Annotated in this window: 2 protein-coding genes and 1 pseudogene; all 3 read right to left on the bottom strand. The window is 53.0% G+C overall.

Features of this window, described 5'->3' with window-relative positions; translation table 11 throughout:
• Window positions 1-972, bottom strand: a pseudogene (locus B9Y59_RS00380) (FIVAR domain-containing protein); the annotation flags it as partial.
• Window positions 973-1,212: 240 nt separating this feature from the next.
• The gene (locus tag B9Y59_RS00370; protein ID WP_158088888.1) at window positions 1,213-5,757 is read right to left on the bottom strand and encodes a carbohydrate-binding protein; all 4,545 of its coding nucleotides are present in this window, start codon (window positions 5,755-5,757) and stop codon (window positions 1,213-1,215) included.
• On the bottom strand, window positions 5,732-15,583 hold the full coding sequence (locus tag B9Y59_RS00365) for a TIM-barrel domain-containing protein (RefSeq protein ID WP_442856165.1): 9,852 nt from the start codon (window positions 15,581-15,583) through the stop codon (window positions 5,732-5,734). The genes B9Y59_RS00370 and B9Y59_RS00365 overlap by 26 nt, the downstream gene beginning before the upstream one ends.
• Between the last annotated feature and the right edge of the window lie 359 nt (window positions 15,584-15,942).

The raw sequence follows: 15,942 nt of genomic DNA, 5'->3' as shown, positions 1-15,942 counted from the left end.
TGCCATTGCTTCCGCAAGCTTCTGCGCCATTGCATCCACTTCTTCCTGTCCAGCTTCCGGATTCCCAAGCATCGTCTCTGCATCTTCCAGCACTCCATTAAAGGTCTGGAATGCCTCGTCCTGGATATAGCTGTCCATATCCAGACTCCTTGCTTCATCGACCACGGTCTGGAGCGCCGACAGGTCTGCACGGTATTTCAGATTTTCAATCGCCTTCTGCAAGTTCTCATATGCCTTGTCCACTTCCGCCTTCAGCGGGTTCTCCTCGGCATAGACGTCCTTTGCCTCATTCAGCGCTTCCTCGAAGCCCTCCGTGCTGCTCGGCTTGAATGCATCCAACTTCTCCGCCAACTGCTCTGCGATTTCAATCAACGGCAGCAGCACTTCCTTGTCGCCTTCCTCGAATTCCAACAGGTGCATCGCTTTTAGCAGCTCGTCCCAGGCCTTGTTGACCTCCTCCTGGGTTGCGGCTGGATCGTCGTAGACCTCCTGCGCGTTGGTCCGGGCATTCACAAAGAGTTCCCGTACTTCCGGTACCAGCCGGTCAATGTCCTCCTGTGTAACCTTGTTCGCCTCATCCAGGACAATCTTCAAGATGTCCTTGTCCACCTTCGTAAAGGTAAAGCGCAGGCTTGCACTCTCATTCGGCATCGTGTAGGTGTACGTAAAGCCGTTTGGTTCAAACGGGATGTCCTCCCCGTTGAGCTGTGCACTGGCAAATGCTCCGTCGGTCGGGGTGAAGGTAAAGGTCAGATCTTCACACGGCATCACTTTCGCGCCGTAGATTGCATCCGTGGAGATCACCACATCTGCATTCCCTTCCACTTCCACCGCTGCATTGCTGCTCCACTGTACGGTCAACAACTGCGGCTCCTTCGGTTCACCCTTCTCTACATGTACAGTCATATCCTGGAGGTCGCACGAAATCTCTTCTCCATTCCAGCATCCCATCGTCACATCTTGGATTGACAAGGTATAATCTCCCTCTGCCAAGTCGCTGTCCGTCGTGNCTCCGCCAACTGCTCTGCGATTTCAATCAGCGGCAGCAGCACTTCCTTGTCGCCTTCCTCGAATTCCAACAGGTGCATCGCTTTTAGCAGCTCGTCCCAGGCCTTGTTGACCTCTTCCTGGGTTGCAGTCGGATCGTCGTAGACCTCCTGCGCGTTGGTCCGGGCATTCACAAAGATTTCCCGTACTTCCGGTACCAGCCGGTCAATGTCCTCCTGTNATATCCAGACTCCTTGCTTCATTGACCACGGTCTGGAGCGCCGACAGGTCTGCACGGTATTTCAGATTTTCAATCGCCTTCTGCAAGTTCTCATATGCCTTGTCCACTTCCGCCTTCAGCGGGTTCTCTTCCGCATAGACGTCCTTTGCCTCATTCAGCGCTTCCTCGAAGCCCTCCGTGCTGCTCGGCTTGAATGCATCCAACTTCTCCGCCAACTGCTCTGCGATTTCAATCAACGGCAGCAGCACTTCCTTGTCGCCTTCCTCGAATTCCAACAGGTGCATCGCTTTTAGCAGCTCGTCCCAGGCCTTGTTGACCTCTTCCTGGGTTGCGGCTGGATCGTCGTAGACCTCCTGCGCGTTGGTCCGGGCATTCACAAAGAGTTCCCGTACTTCCGGTACCAGCCGGTCGATGTCCTCCTGCGTAACCTTGTTCGCCTCATCCAGGACAATCTTCAAGATGTCCTTGTCCACCTTCGTAAAGGTAAAGCGCAGGCTTGCACTCTCATTCGGCATCGTGTAGGTGTACGTAAAGCCGTTTGGTTCAAACGGGATGTCCTCCCCGTTGAGCTGTGCACTGGCAAATGCGCCGTCGGTCGGGGTGAAGGTAAAGGTCAGATCTTCACACGGCATCACTTTCGCGCCGTAGATTGCATCCGTGGAGATCACCACATCTGCATTCCCTTCCACTTCCACCGCTGCATTGCTGCTCCACTGTACGGTCAACAACTGCGGCTCCTTCGGTTCACCCTTCTCTACATGTACAGTCATATCCTGGAGGTCGCACGAAATCTCTTCTCCATTCCAGCATCCCATCGTCACATCTTGGATTGACAAGGTATAATCTCCCTCTGCCAAGTCGCTGTCCGTCGTGAACTTCGCTGTGAACAGGCTGTCCAAATCGGGCGGCAATCCTTCGCCGGTCTCTCCCAAATACAAGAACTTTACCATATGTTCATCGTTCTTGATGTTGTACGCAAAGTATCCCGATACGTTTTCATTTAACGTGACCCTCTCACAGTTCATCCCTTCCGGATAGATCAGGCTCATCTGGAACGAACCTATGGGCTCCTTCAGTTCCTCCAGTCCGCTTATGGTATTCTTCACCATAAAGCAGCTGTTTGTCTCCACCGTCTCTGGTCCATCCAGTCCCAGCTGCACGGGGGATTCTACAACTGACATGGTGCTGATGTCCTCCAGAATCAGTTGGTCCATCGCAAGATTGTTGCGGCTGATGTTCATGTTCTGGTCGTAAATATTGCCATTATAATTGTAGGTAAAGGTAATGGTATGCTCCCCTTCTGTCAAGTGCATCCTCATGCGGGGTGAACGATAGAATGCATTGTCAAATGTAATAGAGAACGACATGGTGCCATAATCCTCACCGTCCAACAGGACCGAACGGATTGCCGCATAGTTTCCGCTGGTGGTATCGCCGCCATTGTTGTACAGGGCGCTCACCAGATAATCGCCTTCAACTGGAACATTGACCTTGAAGGTGATGTCCGTACCACCGTTGGGACGGTTATCCTGCACATAACCGGTCCCGGAATATCCCTGGATGGAGTTGGCAAAGCAGTCGCTGTTGTAACTTGCATCCTCTGCCTCATACTTGAGGACCGTCCCATCCGGATTCCAAACGATGGGTTCGGAGAGCTCGGACGCAATCCCGTCTTCGTCCACTGCCACCAGGGAATAGCTGCCATAGACATTCTGTGGGATGGTATAGCTATCCTGCCCCGTTACATCAATATATTCCGTACCGGTCCAAAGCTTGTAGGTGTAGCGTGTATCCGGCGTCCAAGACAGCACGCCATCTTCGAGCTGCATTTCCGGCAGTTCCGGGCAGATGACCAAATTTTCCGGCTTGAGGTTGACTGCGCTGTGTTCGCCGCTGTCCTCCATCGCAATTTCGACCGTATAATTGCCGGAGGCATCTGCGGGGAGCACGTAATTCGCGCCCTTTTCTTCGCCGTTTACCTTCAAGGATGCCACCTGGTCGCCTTGTCCGGAAACCTTGAGGTTCAAGGTCGCATCACGGTAAGAATAATTGCTCAGTTCAAACGGGCCGACCATCCAATCCGGAACATACGGTGCAAAATGGATGCCGTCCAGATCATACGTCATACCAAACAACACTCGGTAGTAACCGGCCAACTGACCTGCTACCGACCACAGCTGGCGATGCGCATCATTGCCTGCGCCCGTTTCGTAGTTAATAACTTCTTCGTTGGAAAGGTTTCTCGCCGCACCGTACATGATGGATTTCATAATCTCGCCCGCAAGCTCATGATTCCCGCCGACCATTGCCGCTTCCATCAGGGCCGCTTCCCAGCCGGGCCACACGCCGCGATTGTGGTAAATCGCACTGAAGTTTTTACCGGTCTTCTGTGGATAAACGGTATCTGCGCCATATTTGACAAGCGGATAGTTTTCCATCAGTTTTTCGGCCATTTCTGGGGTTGCAATGTCAAAATAGACCGCATAACCGGCTGCAATGACATCCGTCTTTTCTGCGAGGACATTGCCCATATATTCCGGATATTGCCAGGAGGAATAATATCCGTGCTCCTCCATCCAGAAGGTGTCGTTGATCGCCTGCTTGAGTGCTTCAAAATGCTTGGCCCATTTTTCTGTCTCTGCCGGGTCCTTTCCAAGGATTTCCGAGGCCTGCTCCATTACCTTAAACGCCACTGCATACTCAATATTGGTATTGCAGGACTTGGATTCCATGATGTCGGAGAAATAGCCCTCGTCCATCCAGTCGGGATACGTCTTAGAACGATGGTCAAGGCCGGAAGTCTCCCCCTTAAAGAGGCCGGTATTCGGGTCATAGTTTACATGGAAGTCCTTTTCCAATGTATATTTGGTCACATCATAGACTTTTTCCAGGAATTCCGTATCCCCTGTGGCAAGATAGGTCTCCCATGCAGCCATAGCTAGGATAATACGATCCGTAGAAGCTGGATACGAACCGCCGGTGCCGGTATCCTCCACCCACTCCTGCGGGTCGCCTTGAATCTTTTGCAGCAGGCTGTTGCCGGACTGCTCTGGGAACGCCCATGCCAAAGAATACTGAACAGACATCGCCGTATCGCGCGTCCAAACCTTGTTCCAGTTCGCGCCGGTATTAAATACTTCGACCTTTTCCCCTGTGTGAATGCTGGTCTCTGTAAAGATGTCTTCCAGGGACTCCTGCAACGCCATATTGTACAGCGCCTCAGAAATCGGCATATTCTCTGCTGTAAACTGCGGCAATTCGGAGATGTCCTTGGTCAGTTTCCAGGTATTGTTTTCATAGGTGGAATGCAGTTCTTTCCCGTTGTCGGCGGTCATGGTATATGGACCATCGACAATCTTGTCGGGGTAAATATCGTAGTCAAAGCGTGTGCTGTTTAGCGTGAAGTGCGCACTGTACCAGCTGTCCGGCGCTTCGGCCAGCTCCACCCGGTTTTGGGAGTCTTGATTTTCGAGCGCCAAAGAGAGCGTATCGTCCAATAGACTGGTAACCTTGGTATATCCACTCACATTGCGAAGAATCCACTTGCCGGAGTCGCCCTCTCCGCTCTCAGCCATACAAGCTGCAAAGCCGGAACCATCATTGACAATATAGTTGCCAGTCGCCTGGTTCTGGATGGTATAATAGCCATCTTCATCCGGAATAAAGTCCCAGCTATATGCATCGATGTTGTCGCTGTCGATATTTCCAGCGTACTTGAGTACGCCACTTCCATCGTCTGTCAGATACTGGTTCTTCCAACGGTTGACCATGGAGACCTCTTCATAGGACGGTATTTCCACCGGAACGGAGATGGTGAAATAATTGATGTTCCAACCCTCGTGTGTCACGTTGAAGCGGATGGTTTGACGCCCTGCCTCCAACGGAACCATAACTTTTACGTCAGTATACGTCTGCCAGCCGCCTGTAAACGGAATGGTGGCCGACACGCCATCCGGCGCTGCAGTGGTCACGATGGACACGCCGTTCGGAGAACCCTGTACACCGCCCTCGGTATTTTGGCTTGCTACGCGCAGTGTAAACTGATAGGTGCCTTTTTCCATGACGAGGATGTCGTCATAATAGAAGTAGTCGCCTGCGTCCGTACTTCCGACATTCTGGCCGCCCTCGCCGCAGCTCTCTACCTTGACGCCCGCCTTGTCGCCCATGGCCGGGTCGCCGCCTTGGCCGTCAAAGTCCTCTGCTTCGATCTTTGTCACGCCGTCCGGTGTGACGACTGCCTTTGCTTCGGCCTGAATATCAAAGTAGTTGAAATTCCAGCCCTCATGCGTCACATTAAATCGGATCGTCTGTAGGCCAGCTTCCAGAGGAACATCCAGATAAATATCGGTATAGGTCTGCCATGCGCCCGTAAACGGGATTGTGCCGACTACGCCCTCGGGCGCCGCAGTTGTGACGATGGTTACTCCGTCCGGAGAACCCTCTACGCCGCCGTCGGTATTGTTGCTTGCAACCCGAAGGCGGAACTGATAGGTGCCTGCTTCCTTAACATAGATATTGTGGTAGAGCATGTAGTCGCCCGCGTCCGTACTGNCCCGGTGTGCCGGTTGCATAGACTCTGTAGTAGTAATCGTTTCCAACCTTTGCCACAAACTGCGTCTTGAGAACGCTGCCGTTGCCTACCGTAAAGCCCGGCGTCTGGTTGTTTCCATTTACCACCGTCATCTTGAAACAGTATGCGCTGCCTCTCTTGAGCGTGAAGTTCACTGTCGTGTCACTCATCACATGCGCCTTCTGGGTCGAGACGTTCTGTGCCGCAGAAACGACGCCTGCCGCTCCATAGGAGTTGGAGGCATTCACAGAACTGCTTCCCTTTCCTCCCTTGTTGTCCGGCTTCGGGTTGGGCTTCGGCGTCTCCGCCTTCTCCAAACTTGCTACAGCTGCTTCCAGGTTCACATATACCTTTGCGATTGTCTGGTTGTCTGCGGTTTCATCCCCGGCGACTGCCTTTGCTACCTGTAGCGCCGCCTCCAGGTTTGCCACACTGCGGTCCGTATAGCCATTCAAGTCGATCGCTTCTGTCTCTTCGATGAGCTTCTGCAATTCTTCTCTGCTTGGGATCTTCCGCAGGGATGCCATTGCTTCCGCAAGCTTCTGCGCCATTGCATCCACTTCTTCCTGTCCAGCTTCCGGATTCCCAAGCATCGTCTCTGCATCTTCCAGCACTCCATTAAAGGTCTGGAATGCCCCGTCCTGGATATAGCTGTCCATATCCAGACTCCTTGCTTCATCGACCACGGTCTGGAGCACCGACAGGTCTGCACGGTATTTCAGATTTTCAATCGCCTTCTGCAAGTTCTCATATGCCTTGTCCACTTCCGCCTTCAGCGGGTTCTCCTCGGCATAGACGTCCTTTGCCTCATTCAGCGCTTCCTCAAAGCCCTCCGTGCTGCTCGGCTTGAATGCATCCAGTTTCTCCGCCAACTGCTCTGCGATTTCGATCAGCGGCAGCAGCACTTCCTTGTCGCCTTCCTCGAATTCCAATAGGTGCATCGCTTCCAGCAGCTCGTCCCAGGCCTGGTTGACCTCCTCCTGGGTTGCGGCTGGATCGTCGTAGACCTCCTGTGCGTTGGTCCGGGCATTCACAAAGAGTTCCCGCACTTCCGGTACCAGGCGGTCGATGTCCTCCTGCGTTACGTTGTTCGCCTCATCTAGGACAATCTTCAAGATGTCCTTGTCCACCTTCGTAAAGGTAAAGCGCAGGCTTGCACTCTCATTCGGCATCGTGTAGGTGTACGTAAAGCCGTTTGGTTCAAACGGGATGTCCTCTCCGTTGAGCTGTGCACTGGCAAATGCTCCGTCGGTCGGGGTGAAGGTAAAGGTCAGATCTTCACACGGCATCACTTTCGCGCCGTAGATTGCATCCGTGGAGATCACCACATCTGCATTTCCTTCCACTTCCACCGCTGCATTGCTGCTCCACTGTACGGTCAACAACTGCGGCTCCTTCGGTTCACCCTTCTCTACATGTACAGTCATATCCTGGAGGTCGCACGAAATCTCTTCTCCATTCCAGCATCCCATCGTCACATCTTGGATTGACAAGGTATAATCTCCCTCTGCCAAGTCGCTGTCCGTCGTGAACTTCGCTGTGAACAGGCTGTCCAAATCGGGCGGCAATCCTTCGCCGGTCTCTCCCAAATACAAGAACTTTACCATATGTTCATCGTTCTTGATGTTGTACGCAAAGTATCCCGATACGTTTTCATTTAACGTGACCCTCTCACAGTTCATCCCTTCCGGATAGATCAGGCTCATCTGGAACGAACCTATGGGCTCCTTCAGTTCCTCCAGTCCGCTTATGGTATTCTTCACCATAAAGCAGCTGTTTGTCTCCACCGTCTCTGGTCCATCCAGTCCCAGCTGCACGGGGGATTCTACAACTGACATGGTGCTGATGTCCTCCAGAATCAGTTGGTCCATCGCAAGATTGTTGCGGCTGATGTTCATGTTCTGGTCGTAAATATTGCCATTATAATTGTAGGTAAAGGTAATGGTATGCTCCCCTTCTGTCAAGTGCATCCTCATGCGGGGTGAACGATAGAATGCATTGTCAAATGTAATAGAGAACGACATGGTGCCATAATCCTCACCGTCCAACAGGACCGAACGGATTGCCGCATAGTTTCCGCTGGTGGTATCGCCGCCATTGTTGTACAGGGCGCTCACCAGATAATCGCCTTCAACTGGAACATTGACCTTGAAGGTGATGTCCGTACCACCGTTGGGACGGTTATCCTGCACATAACCGGTCCCGGAATATCCCTGGATGGAGTTGGCAAAGCAGTCGCTGTTGTAACTTGCATCCTCTGCCTCATACTTGAGGACCGTCCCATCCGGATTCCAAACGATGGGTTCGGAGAGCTCGGACGCAATCCCGTCTTCGTCCACTGCCACCAGGGAATAGCTGCCATAGACATTCTGTGGGATGGTATAGCTATCCTGCCCCGTTACATCAATATATTCCGTACCGGTCCAAAGCTTGTAGGTGTAGCGTGTATCCGGCGTCCAAGACAGCACGCCATCTTCGAGCTGCATTTCCGGCAGTTCCGGGCAGATGACCAAATTTTCCGGCTTGAGGTTGACTGCGCTGTGTTCGCCGCTGTCCTCCATCGCAATTTCGACCGTATAATTGCCGGAGGCATCTGCGGGGAGCACGTAATTCGCGCCCTTTTCTTCGCCGTTTACCTTCAAGGATGCCACCTGGTCGCCTTGTCCGGAAACCTTGAGGTTCAAGGTCGCATCACGGTAAGAATAATTGCTCAGTTCAAACGGGCCGACCATCCAATCCGGAACATACGGTGCAAAATGGATGCCGTCCAGATCATACGTCATACCAAACAACACTCGGTAGTAACCGGCCAACTGACCTGCTACCGACCACAGCTGGCGATGCGCATCATTGCCTGCGCCCGTTTCGTAGTTAATAACTTCTTCGTTGGAAAGGTTTCTCGCCGCACCGTACATGATGGATTTCATAATCTCGCCCGCAAGCTCATGATTCCCGCCGACCATTGCCGCTTCCATCAGGGCCGCTTCCCAGCCGGGCCACACGCCGCGATTGTGGTAAATCGCACTGAAGTTTTTACCGGTCTTCTGTGGATAAACGGTATCTGCGCCATATTTGACAAGCGGATAGTTTTCCATCAGTTTTTCGGCCATTTCTGGGGTTGCAATGTCAAAATAGACCGCATAACCGGCTGCAATGACATCCGTCTTTTCTGCGAGGACATTGCCCATATATTCCGGATATTGCCAGGAGGAATAATATCCGTGCTCCTCCATCCAGAAGGTGTCGTTGATCGCCTGCTTGAGTGCTTCAAAATGCTTGGCCCATTTTTCTGTCTCTGCCGGGTCCTTTCCAAGGATTTCCGAGGCCTGCTCCATTACCTTAAACGCCACTGCATACTCAATATTGGTATTGCAGGACTTGGATTCCATGATGTCGGAGAAATAGCCCTCGTCCATCCAGTCGGGATACGTCTTAGAACGATGGTCAAGGCCGGAAGTCTCCCCCTTAAAGAGGCCGGTATTCGGGTCATAGTTTACATGGAAGTCCTTTTCCAATGTATATTTGGTCACATCATAGACTTTTTCCAGGAATTCCGTATCCCCTGTGGCAAGATAGGTCTCCCATGCAGCCATAGCTAGGATAATACGATCCGTAGAAGCTGGATACGAACCGCCGGTGCCGGTATCCTCCACCCACTCCTGCGGGTCGCCTTGAATCTTTTGCAGCAGGCTGTTGCCGGACTGCTCTGGGAACGCCCATGCCAAAGAATACTGAACAGACATCGCCGTATCGCGCGTCCAAACCTTGTTCCAGTTCGCGCCGGTATTAAATACTTCGACCTTTTCCCCTGTGTGAATGCTGGTCTCTGTAAAGATGTCTTCCAGGGACTCCTGCAACGCCATATTGTACAGCGCCTCAGAAATCGGCATATTCTCTGCTGTAAACTGCGGCAATTCGGAGATGTCCTTGGTCAGTTTCCAGGTATTGTTTTCATAGGTGGAATGCAGTTCTTTCCCGTTGTCGGCGGTCATGGTATATGGACCATCGACAATCTTGTCGGGGTAAATATCGTAGTCAAAGCGTGTGCTGTTTAGCGTGAAGTGCGCACTGTACCAGCTGTCCGGCGCTTCGGCCAGCTCCACCCGGTTTTGGGAGTCTTGATTTTCGAGCGCCAAAGAGAGCGTATCGTCCAATAGACTGGTAACCTTGGTATATCCACTCACATTGCGAAGAATCCACTTGCCGGAGTCGCCCTCTCCGCTCTCAGCCATACAAGCTGCAAAGCCGGAACCATCATTGACAATATAGTTGCCAGTCGCCTGGTTCTGGATGGTATAATAGCCATCTTCATCCGGAATAAAGTCCCAGCTATATGCATCGATGTTGTCGCTGTCGATATTTCCAGCGTACTTGAGTACGCCACTTCCATCGTCTGTCAGATACTGGTTCTTCCAACGGTTGACCATGGAGACCTCTTCATAGGACGGTATTTCCACCGGAACGGAGATGGTGAAATAATTGATGTTCCAACCCTCGTGTGTCACGTTGAAGCGGATGGTTTGACGCCCTGCCTCCAACGGAACCATAACTTTTACGTCAGTATACGTCTGCCAGCCGCCTGTAAACGGAATGGTGGCCGACACGCCATCCGGCGCTGCAGTGGTCACGATGGACACGCCGTTCGGAGAACCCTGTACACCGCCCTCGGTATTTTGGCTTGCTACGCGCAGTGTAAACTGATAGGTGCCTTTTTCCATGACGAGGATGTCGTCATAATAGAAGTAGTCGCCTGCGTCCGTACTTCCGACATTCTGGCCGCCCTCGCCGCAGCTCTCTACCTTGACGCCCGCCTTGTCGCCCATGGCCGGGTCGCCGCCTTGGCCGTCAAAGTCCTCTGCTTCGATCTTTGTCACGCCGTCCGGTGTGACGACTGCCTTTGCTTCGGCCTGAATATCAAAGTAGTTGAAATTCCAGCCCTCATGCGTCACATTAAATCGGATCGTCTGTAGGCCAGCTTCCAGAGGAACATCCAGATAAATATCGGTATAGGTCTGCCATGCGCCCGTAAACGGGATTGTGCCGACTACGCCCTCGGGCGCCGCAGTTGTGACGATGGTTACTCCGTCCGGAGAACCCTCTACGCCGCCGTCGGTATTGTTGCTTGCAACCCGAAGGCGGAACTGATAGGTGCCTGCTTCCTTAACATAGATATTGTGGTAGAGCATGTAGTCGCCCGCGTCCGTACTGCCGACATTCTGGCCGCCTTCGCCGCAACTTTCGACCTTGACGCCCGCCTTGTCGCCCATGGCCGGGTCGCCGCCCTGCTCGTCGAAATCCTCCGCTTCAATGCGGGTGACTGTATCGCGGCTGACCACTGCCTTGGCCACGGTTTCAATGTCGATCAGCTCTACGGAGAGTGTCACCGCCTTAGCTGGCATCACGAAGCTGTAGGACTTGTCTGGAATAATTTTTCTGACATCCAACTCCATTCCATCTGCACTAACAGCCTTGACTTCTTTCACCGTCTTGCCCTCCGGAATGTTGGAGACGGAAACGGTCACTGTTTCGCCCAACACGGCCTGCGCCGGCGCGGTCAAAGTAGCTTCCTGGCCGTCCGCCACCTGGATCGCATAGGTTTCGCTCGGCCGCTCACTGTCGATCTTCCACAGCTCCACGTTGTCGATCTGCATGGAAGTGTTCCCAGGAGCCTTACAATAAAACGCGATATTAACTTGGCCGTCTGTTACTTCAACCTCCGTGGAGAATTTCTGATAAATGCTGTTGAATGGGATATTGACCAGAGTCTCCTGCTCGCCGTTATAGCCTGTCAACTCCATTCGGCTGATGTCAGCCGCTGCATTGGACATCTTGACCGTCGCATTCACACGGTAGACCCCATCCGGCAATCCTGTAACCGTCTGGCTGAGCCGGCCCTCATAGGCGCCCGAGTTGTAGAAATAGAACTTGTAGTTGCCGCCGAACGCGTCGTTGTTATCCACGCCATGGCCCGCTGTCCCAGAGATATTCTCCACCGTCCAGCTGTCCAGGCTTCCGTTTTCAAAGCCGCCGTTCGGGACAGGCATCTGAGTCATAACCATGGGCTCGCGGCTCACCGTCGCGCGGTCGAGATTGATGTTCGCCGTATCGCCTTCCTGCACAAGGACGGTAAGGGTATTTTCCCCTGCGTTGAGGTGAACGGTCACCGGAACCTCATCCCAGAGGGTGAAATCCTTCATACTTGCGAAAAACACCTGCTGCGCGTCCTCTTCGTTTCCGTTTGCATAGACGCTCATCGTCTGTGTCGCGCCGGAACCGTTGGCATACCGCAGGAATACCGTATAGTCGCCCTCCTCCGGTACTTTGATGTTGGAAAAGCGCACACCGTCTCCTGCATCGTGCAGCCATGCCACATAACCAGAACCTGTGTAGCCGCCGAATACGGTTTCGCTCTGCGCGTTCCCCAGGATCTCCGCGTCTTCCGCTTCGAATTCATACGTGGGGATCGACGTGCCGTGCAGCGTTATGGCGGATGCCTTGGCTGTATCGGGCACCTTCACATAACAGATCTCGCTGGAAGCATCAGCATAATAGCCGGACTCCGCCGCCTGGAGCGCTTCCAGGGAGTCATAGGCGACAAGCGGCTGACCGTCCTGCTGGACGGAGACGTCTTCATACGCCGCCTTGTGGAACTGCATCAGGTAGCTGCGCGGCGCAATATCTGTGTAGCTCCCGGTGCGTTCGCCGATTTGGAAGAAAATCGACGTGCCGTCTCCGTCCACCTTGACGTTGCAGGTATACGGAGTCGTCGTGTATACCCCATTCTTATAGGCGTCTGTTTCGCCGTCATCCTCATAGAGGACAAAGTCAAAACTGCCGTCCTCCAACGTGGGGAACACGTCCAGCGTCAGGACGTCCACCGGCTTTTCGTCGACATATTCCATCTCCGGCTGCATCGGGATAATCGAGCCCGCCTTGACAAAGACCGGGAGCAGCGTAACCGGCGCAGAATAGCGCAACGTCCCCCCACCGCCATAAACGGTCTTGCCATTGCTGTAATCGTACCAATCGCCTTCCGGCAGGTAGACCTCCTTGACGGTGGAATCTTCCACCACCGGGGCCACCAGGAAACTGGGGCCATTCATAAACTGGGTATCTATGCTGTAAGTATTCGGGTCATCCTGGAATTCCATAGCCATAGGACGCACGAGCGGCACGCCCGTTCCGCCTTCTCCAAGGCCCTTTTCAATCCCGATTCCAATGATATTGTCCGCTGTAAGCGAATACATATAGGGGATTAAGCGGTAACGCAGGTTGATGTACTCGCGCGCTACATCCTCGCCGCCGTTCTCCCAGGGCTCTTTTGCGGGAAGCCCCACAGAATAATGGAAGCGGTGGATGGGGGTAAATGTGGCCAGCTGAATCCAGCGCTTGAACTGGTCGCTGGAAGGCGTGCCGTTGAATCCGCCGATGTCGAAACCCCAATAATTGAAACCGGACAAGGACAAGCTGGTGCCCAGGCGGATCTGCTGGTACATATCCTCCCAACCGCAGCCGATGTCTCCGGTCCATGGAGAAACATAGCGGTGGCTCCCAGTGAAACCGGAGCGGGTTAACAGGAACGGGCGCTTCCCGTCTTCGGTCACCTTATTGTACATGGCTTCGTTGTGCTGGATGGCATAGACATTGTGAAGTTCTTCAATATCGCCCCACGCTTTGCCTTCCTCGTTCCAGCCCACCCAATCCGGGCGCATACGCGCCGGTTCATTCATGTCGAGCCAGAAACCTTCCACACCCTGCCCCAAGATCATGTTGTGCTGTTCGCCCCACCATTCCTGAGCTGCCGGGTTAAAGAAGTCCGTCAAGCCGGAGGAAGCGCCCCAAGGCCAAATGACATTCTTCTGGTCGCCTGTGCGGCTATGCATAAAGTAGCCATTTTCCACACCGTATGGGTAATCCTCCGGCTGGGCATCCGTAACGTTCGGGTCGTCTATCACACCCATACGTACATTGAGATCATGGAGTTTTCCAATCATCCCCTCGGGATCGGGGAAATTGGTGGTATTCCATTGCGTCGGGCTACACTTGTATTGATACCAATCAATATCCGCCATCATCATATCCAACGGGATTTCTTTATCGCGATAGGCCTGCGCCACGCGCTCGATGTCCGCCTGCGTATACCCGTAATGGCACTGGATGTTTCCATAACCCCATTCGGGCGCGAAGTATGATTTCCCGATGATGTCCGTGAAGGTCTTTGCAATCTGCTTCATGGACGGACCGTACATGAAATAGTACAACAGCTCCCCGCCGGGGGCCGGATTCAGCGCACCGAAGGAATAGGCGTCCGGGTCGGTCTTGCCGAAATCGAACACGGTGCGGCTCGTGTTGTCAAAATAGACCGAATAGCCCTTGGAGCTGATGAAGTGGGGATCGGACATATACCAACGGCCTTCCCCCGTCTCCTGGACATAGGAATCGCCCTCGTGGCCGGGGCCGTCATTGCTCCACATAATCAGGCGCTGGCCGGTCTTTTCAAAGGCCTCGGTTTTTTCGCCCAATCCCCAGAACCGCTCGTCGGCCTGCTTTTTATTCTGTACCAAAATCTCTCCGTCCGTGCTCCAGCCCATGCTCTGTTCGCCGCCCTCGCAGAGCAGCTGGCCGTTCTTATCCCAATATGTGAGGCGGAACGGGCTCTTATCGATCTGCACGTCCACCGTGCCGGTGGAAACCATATAATGGTCGCCCCGGTCTTCCGCTGTTAGGGTTTCCGGAGCCACCGCCTCGTTCTGGACGGCAAAGGAATCATATTTGCGGTCAAAACGCTTGCTGGGTTCGCACCAAATCTTTAGCGCGCTGGGGGAAACGGACTTGATGCTGACCGCCGCGTTGTCGCATTCGAAGATCAGCTCGCTGTCGCTGGCGTTTTTCACCGAGACAACGTCGCCAATATACGTCCATTGGGCCTTTTTCAGCGTGATGTAGTCGACATTCATCCCACCGCTATCATCGCTGTTTTTGACCAAGTCAATGGTGTTTATTCCCTCCTTCAGCTCCACGGTGACCGTACGGTCTTCCCACTCTTCCCAACTGCCGAGGTCGCTAAAGCGAACCTTCTGTGCGTTGCCGTTGACGGAGCAGGTCAGTTTCTGCGCATAGGCATCGTTCTTTCCGTTCGCATACCGCACCACCATGGTGTAGGTGCCTGCCTCCGGGGTTTCCACATGGAAGCGGATACCCGCGCCGTTTTGTTCAAAACCAGCCGCAAAGCCCGTGCCGGAATATCCTTGATGATCCGCCATCACCTTATTCCCGTTGAGGGCTTCCGCTTCTTCCGCCTCGTACATATACGCTAGACTAATACAATCCAGCTTTACACCCGAACCCGTATCCCCGCTGTCGAGCGAAAAAGCAATGGTATTCTCACCTGCCTGTAGCGGCACATTTTCTGTCTGCGCCCCCCAGGTGTCCCAATTGATCATCTTTGACAACGTAGTTGTTCGAACCTTTTCACCGTTCACATACAGGCTTATAGTCTTATTTTCTCCAGAGCCATTGGAATAGCGCAGACGAACCGCGTAGTCTCCTGCATCTGGAACATCCACGGTAAACGTCACTTTGGAGCCAGTCCCCAAGCCATCGACAAAGCCGTCGCCTGAGAAGTCGTCCAGATTTTTGGCCGTAACCGCGTTGATAAGGGAGGCCTCTTCCGCCTCGTAAACCTCTTGGTCAATCGGCGCTGCCTGGACGGTTTTGGAGGTTCCCGCTTCTGTTGCCAGCGCCTGCGCGTTTCCCGTCAACAAGTACGACGGTGAAAAGAGCATGGACGCCGCCAGTAATATGGACAACCATTTCTTCTTCATTGCTTTCACTTTTGATCCTCCTTATCTCCGAGTCCACACTGCTTACAGCTCCCTTTAGGGCTTCCTTTTCTGCATGGGCATCCCTCTTTTCTGTCAATTCATTTTGCAATGAATTTATTCTTCAAATTAATAGCTCTACAACAATAGAACCAAAAATACTTCTTTATGTCAATAGAAAATATTGCGTTTCTCTTGCATTTTTTGCCTCTGTAAGAATATTTTTTGTATTTCATTTTTTTATATCAAAAAATATGTCTCTATGCCTAACAATCTATTTGAATTCGATTTCTTTTTTGAACAAACTGGCAATTCTTCCTCTT

Origin of the sequence: Anaeromassilibacillus sp. Marseille-P3371 (assembly GCF_900169665.1) — a bacterium.
Classification (GTDB): Bacteria; Bacillota; Clostridia; order Oscillospirales; family Acutalibacteraceae; genus Anaeromassilibacillus.
This window is presented reverse-complemented; position numbering and strand designations above follow the sequence as displayed.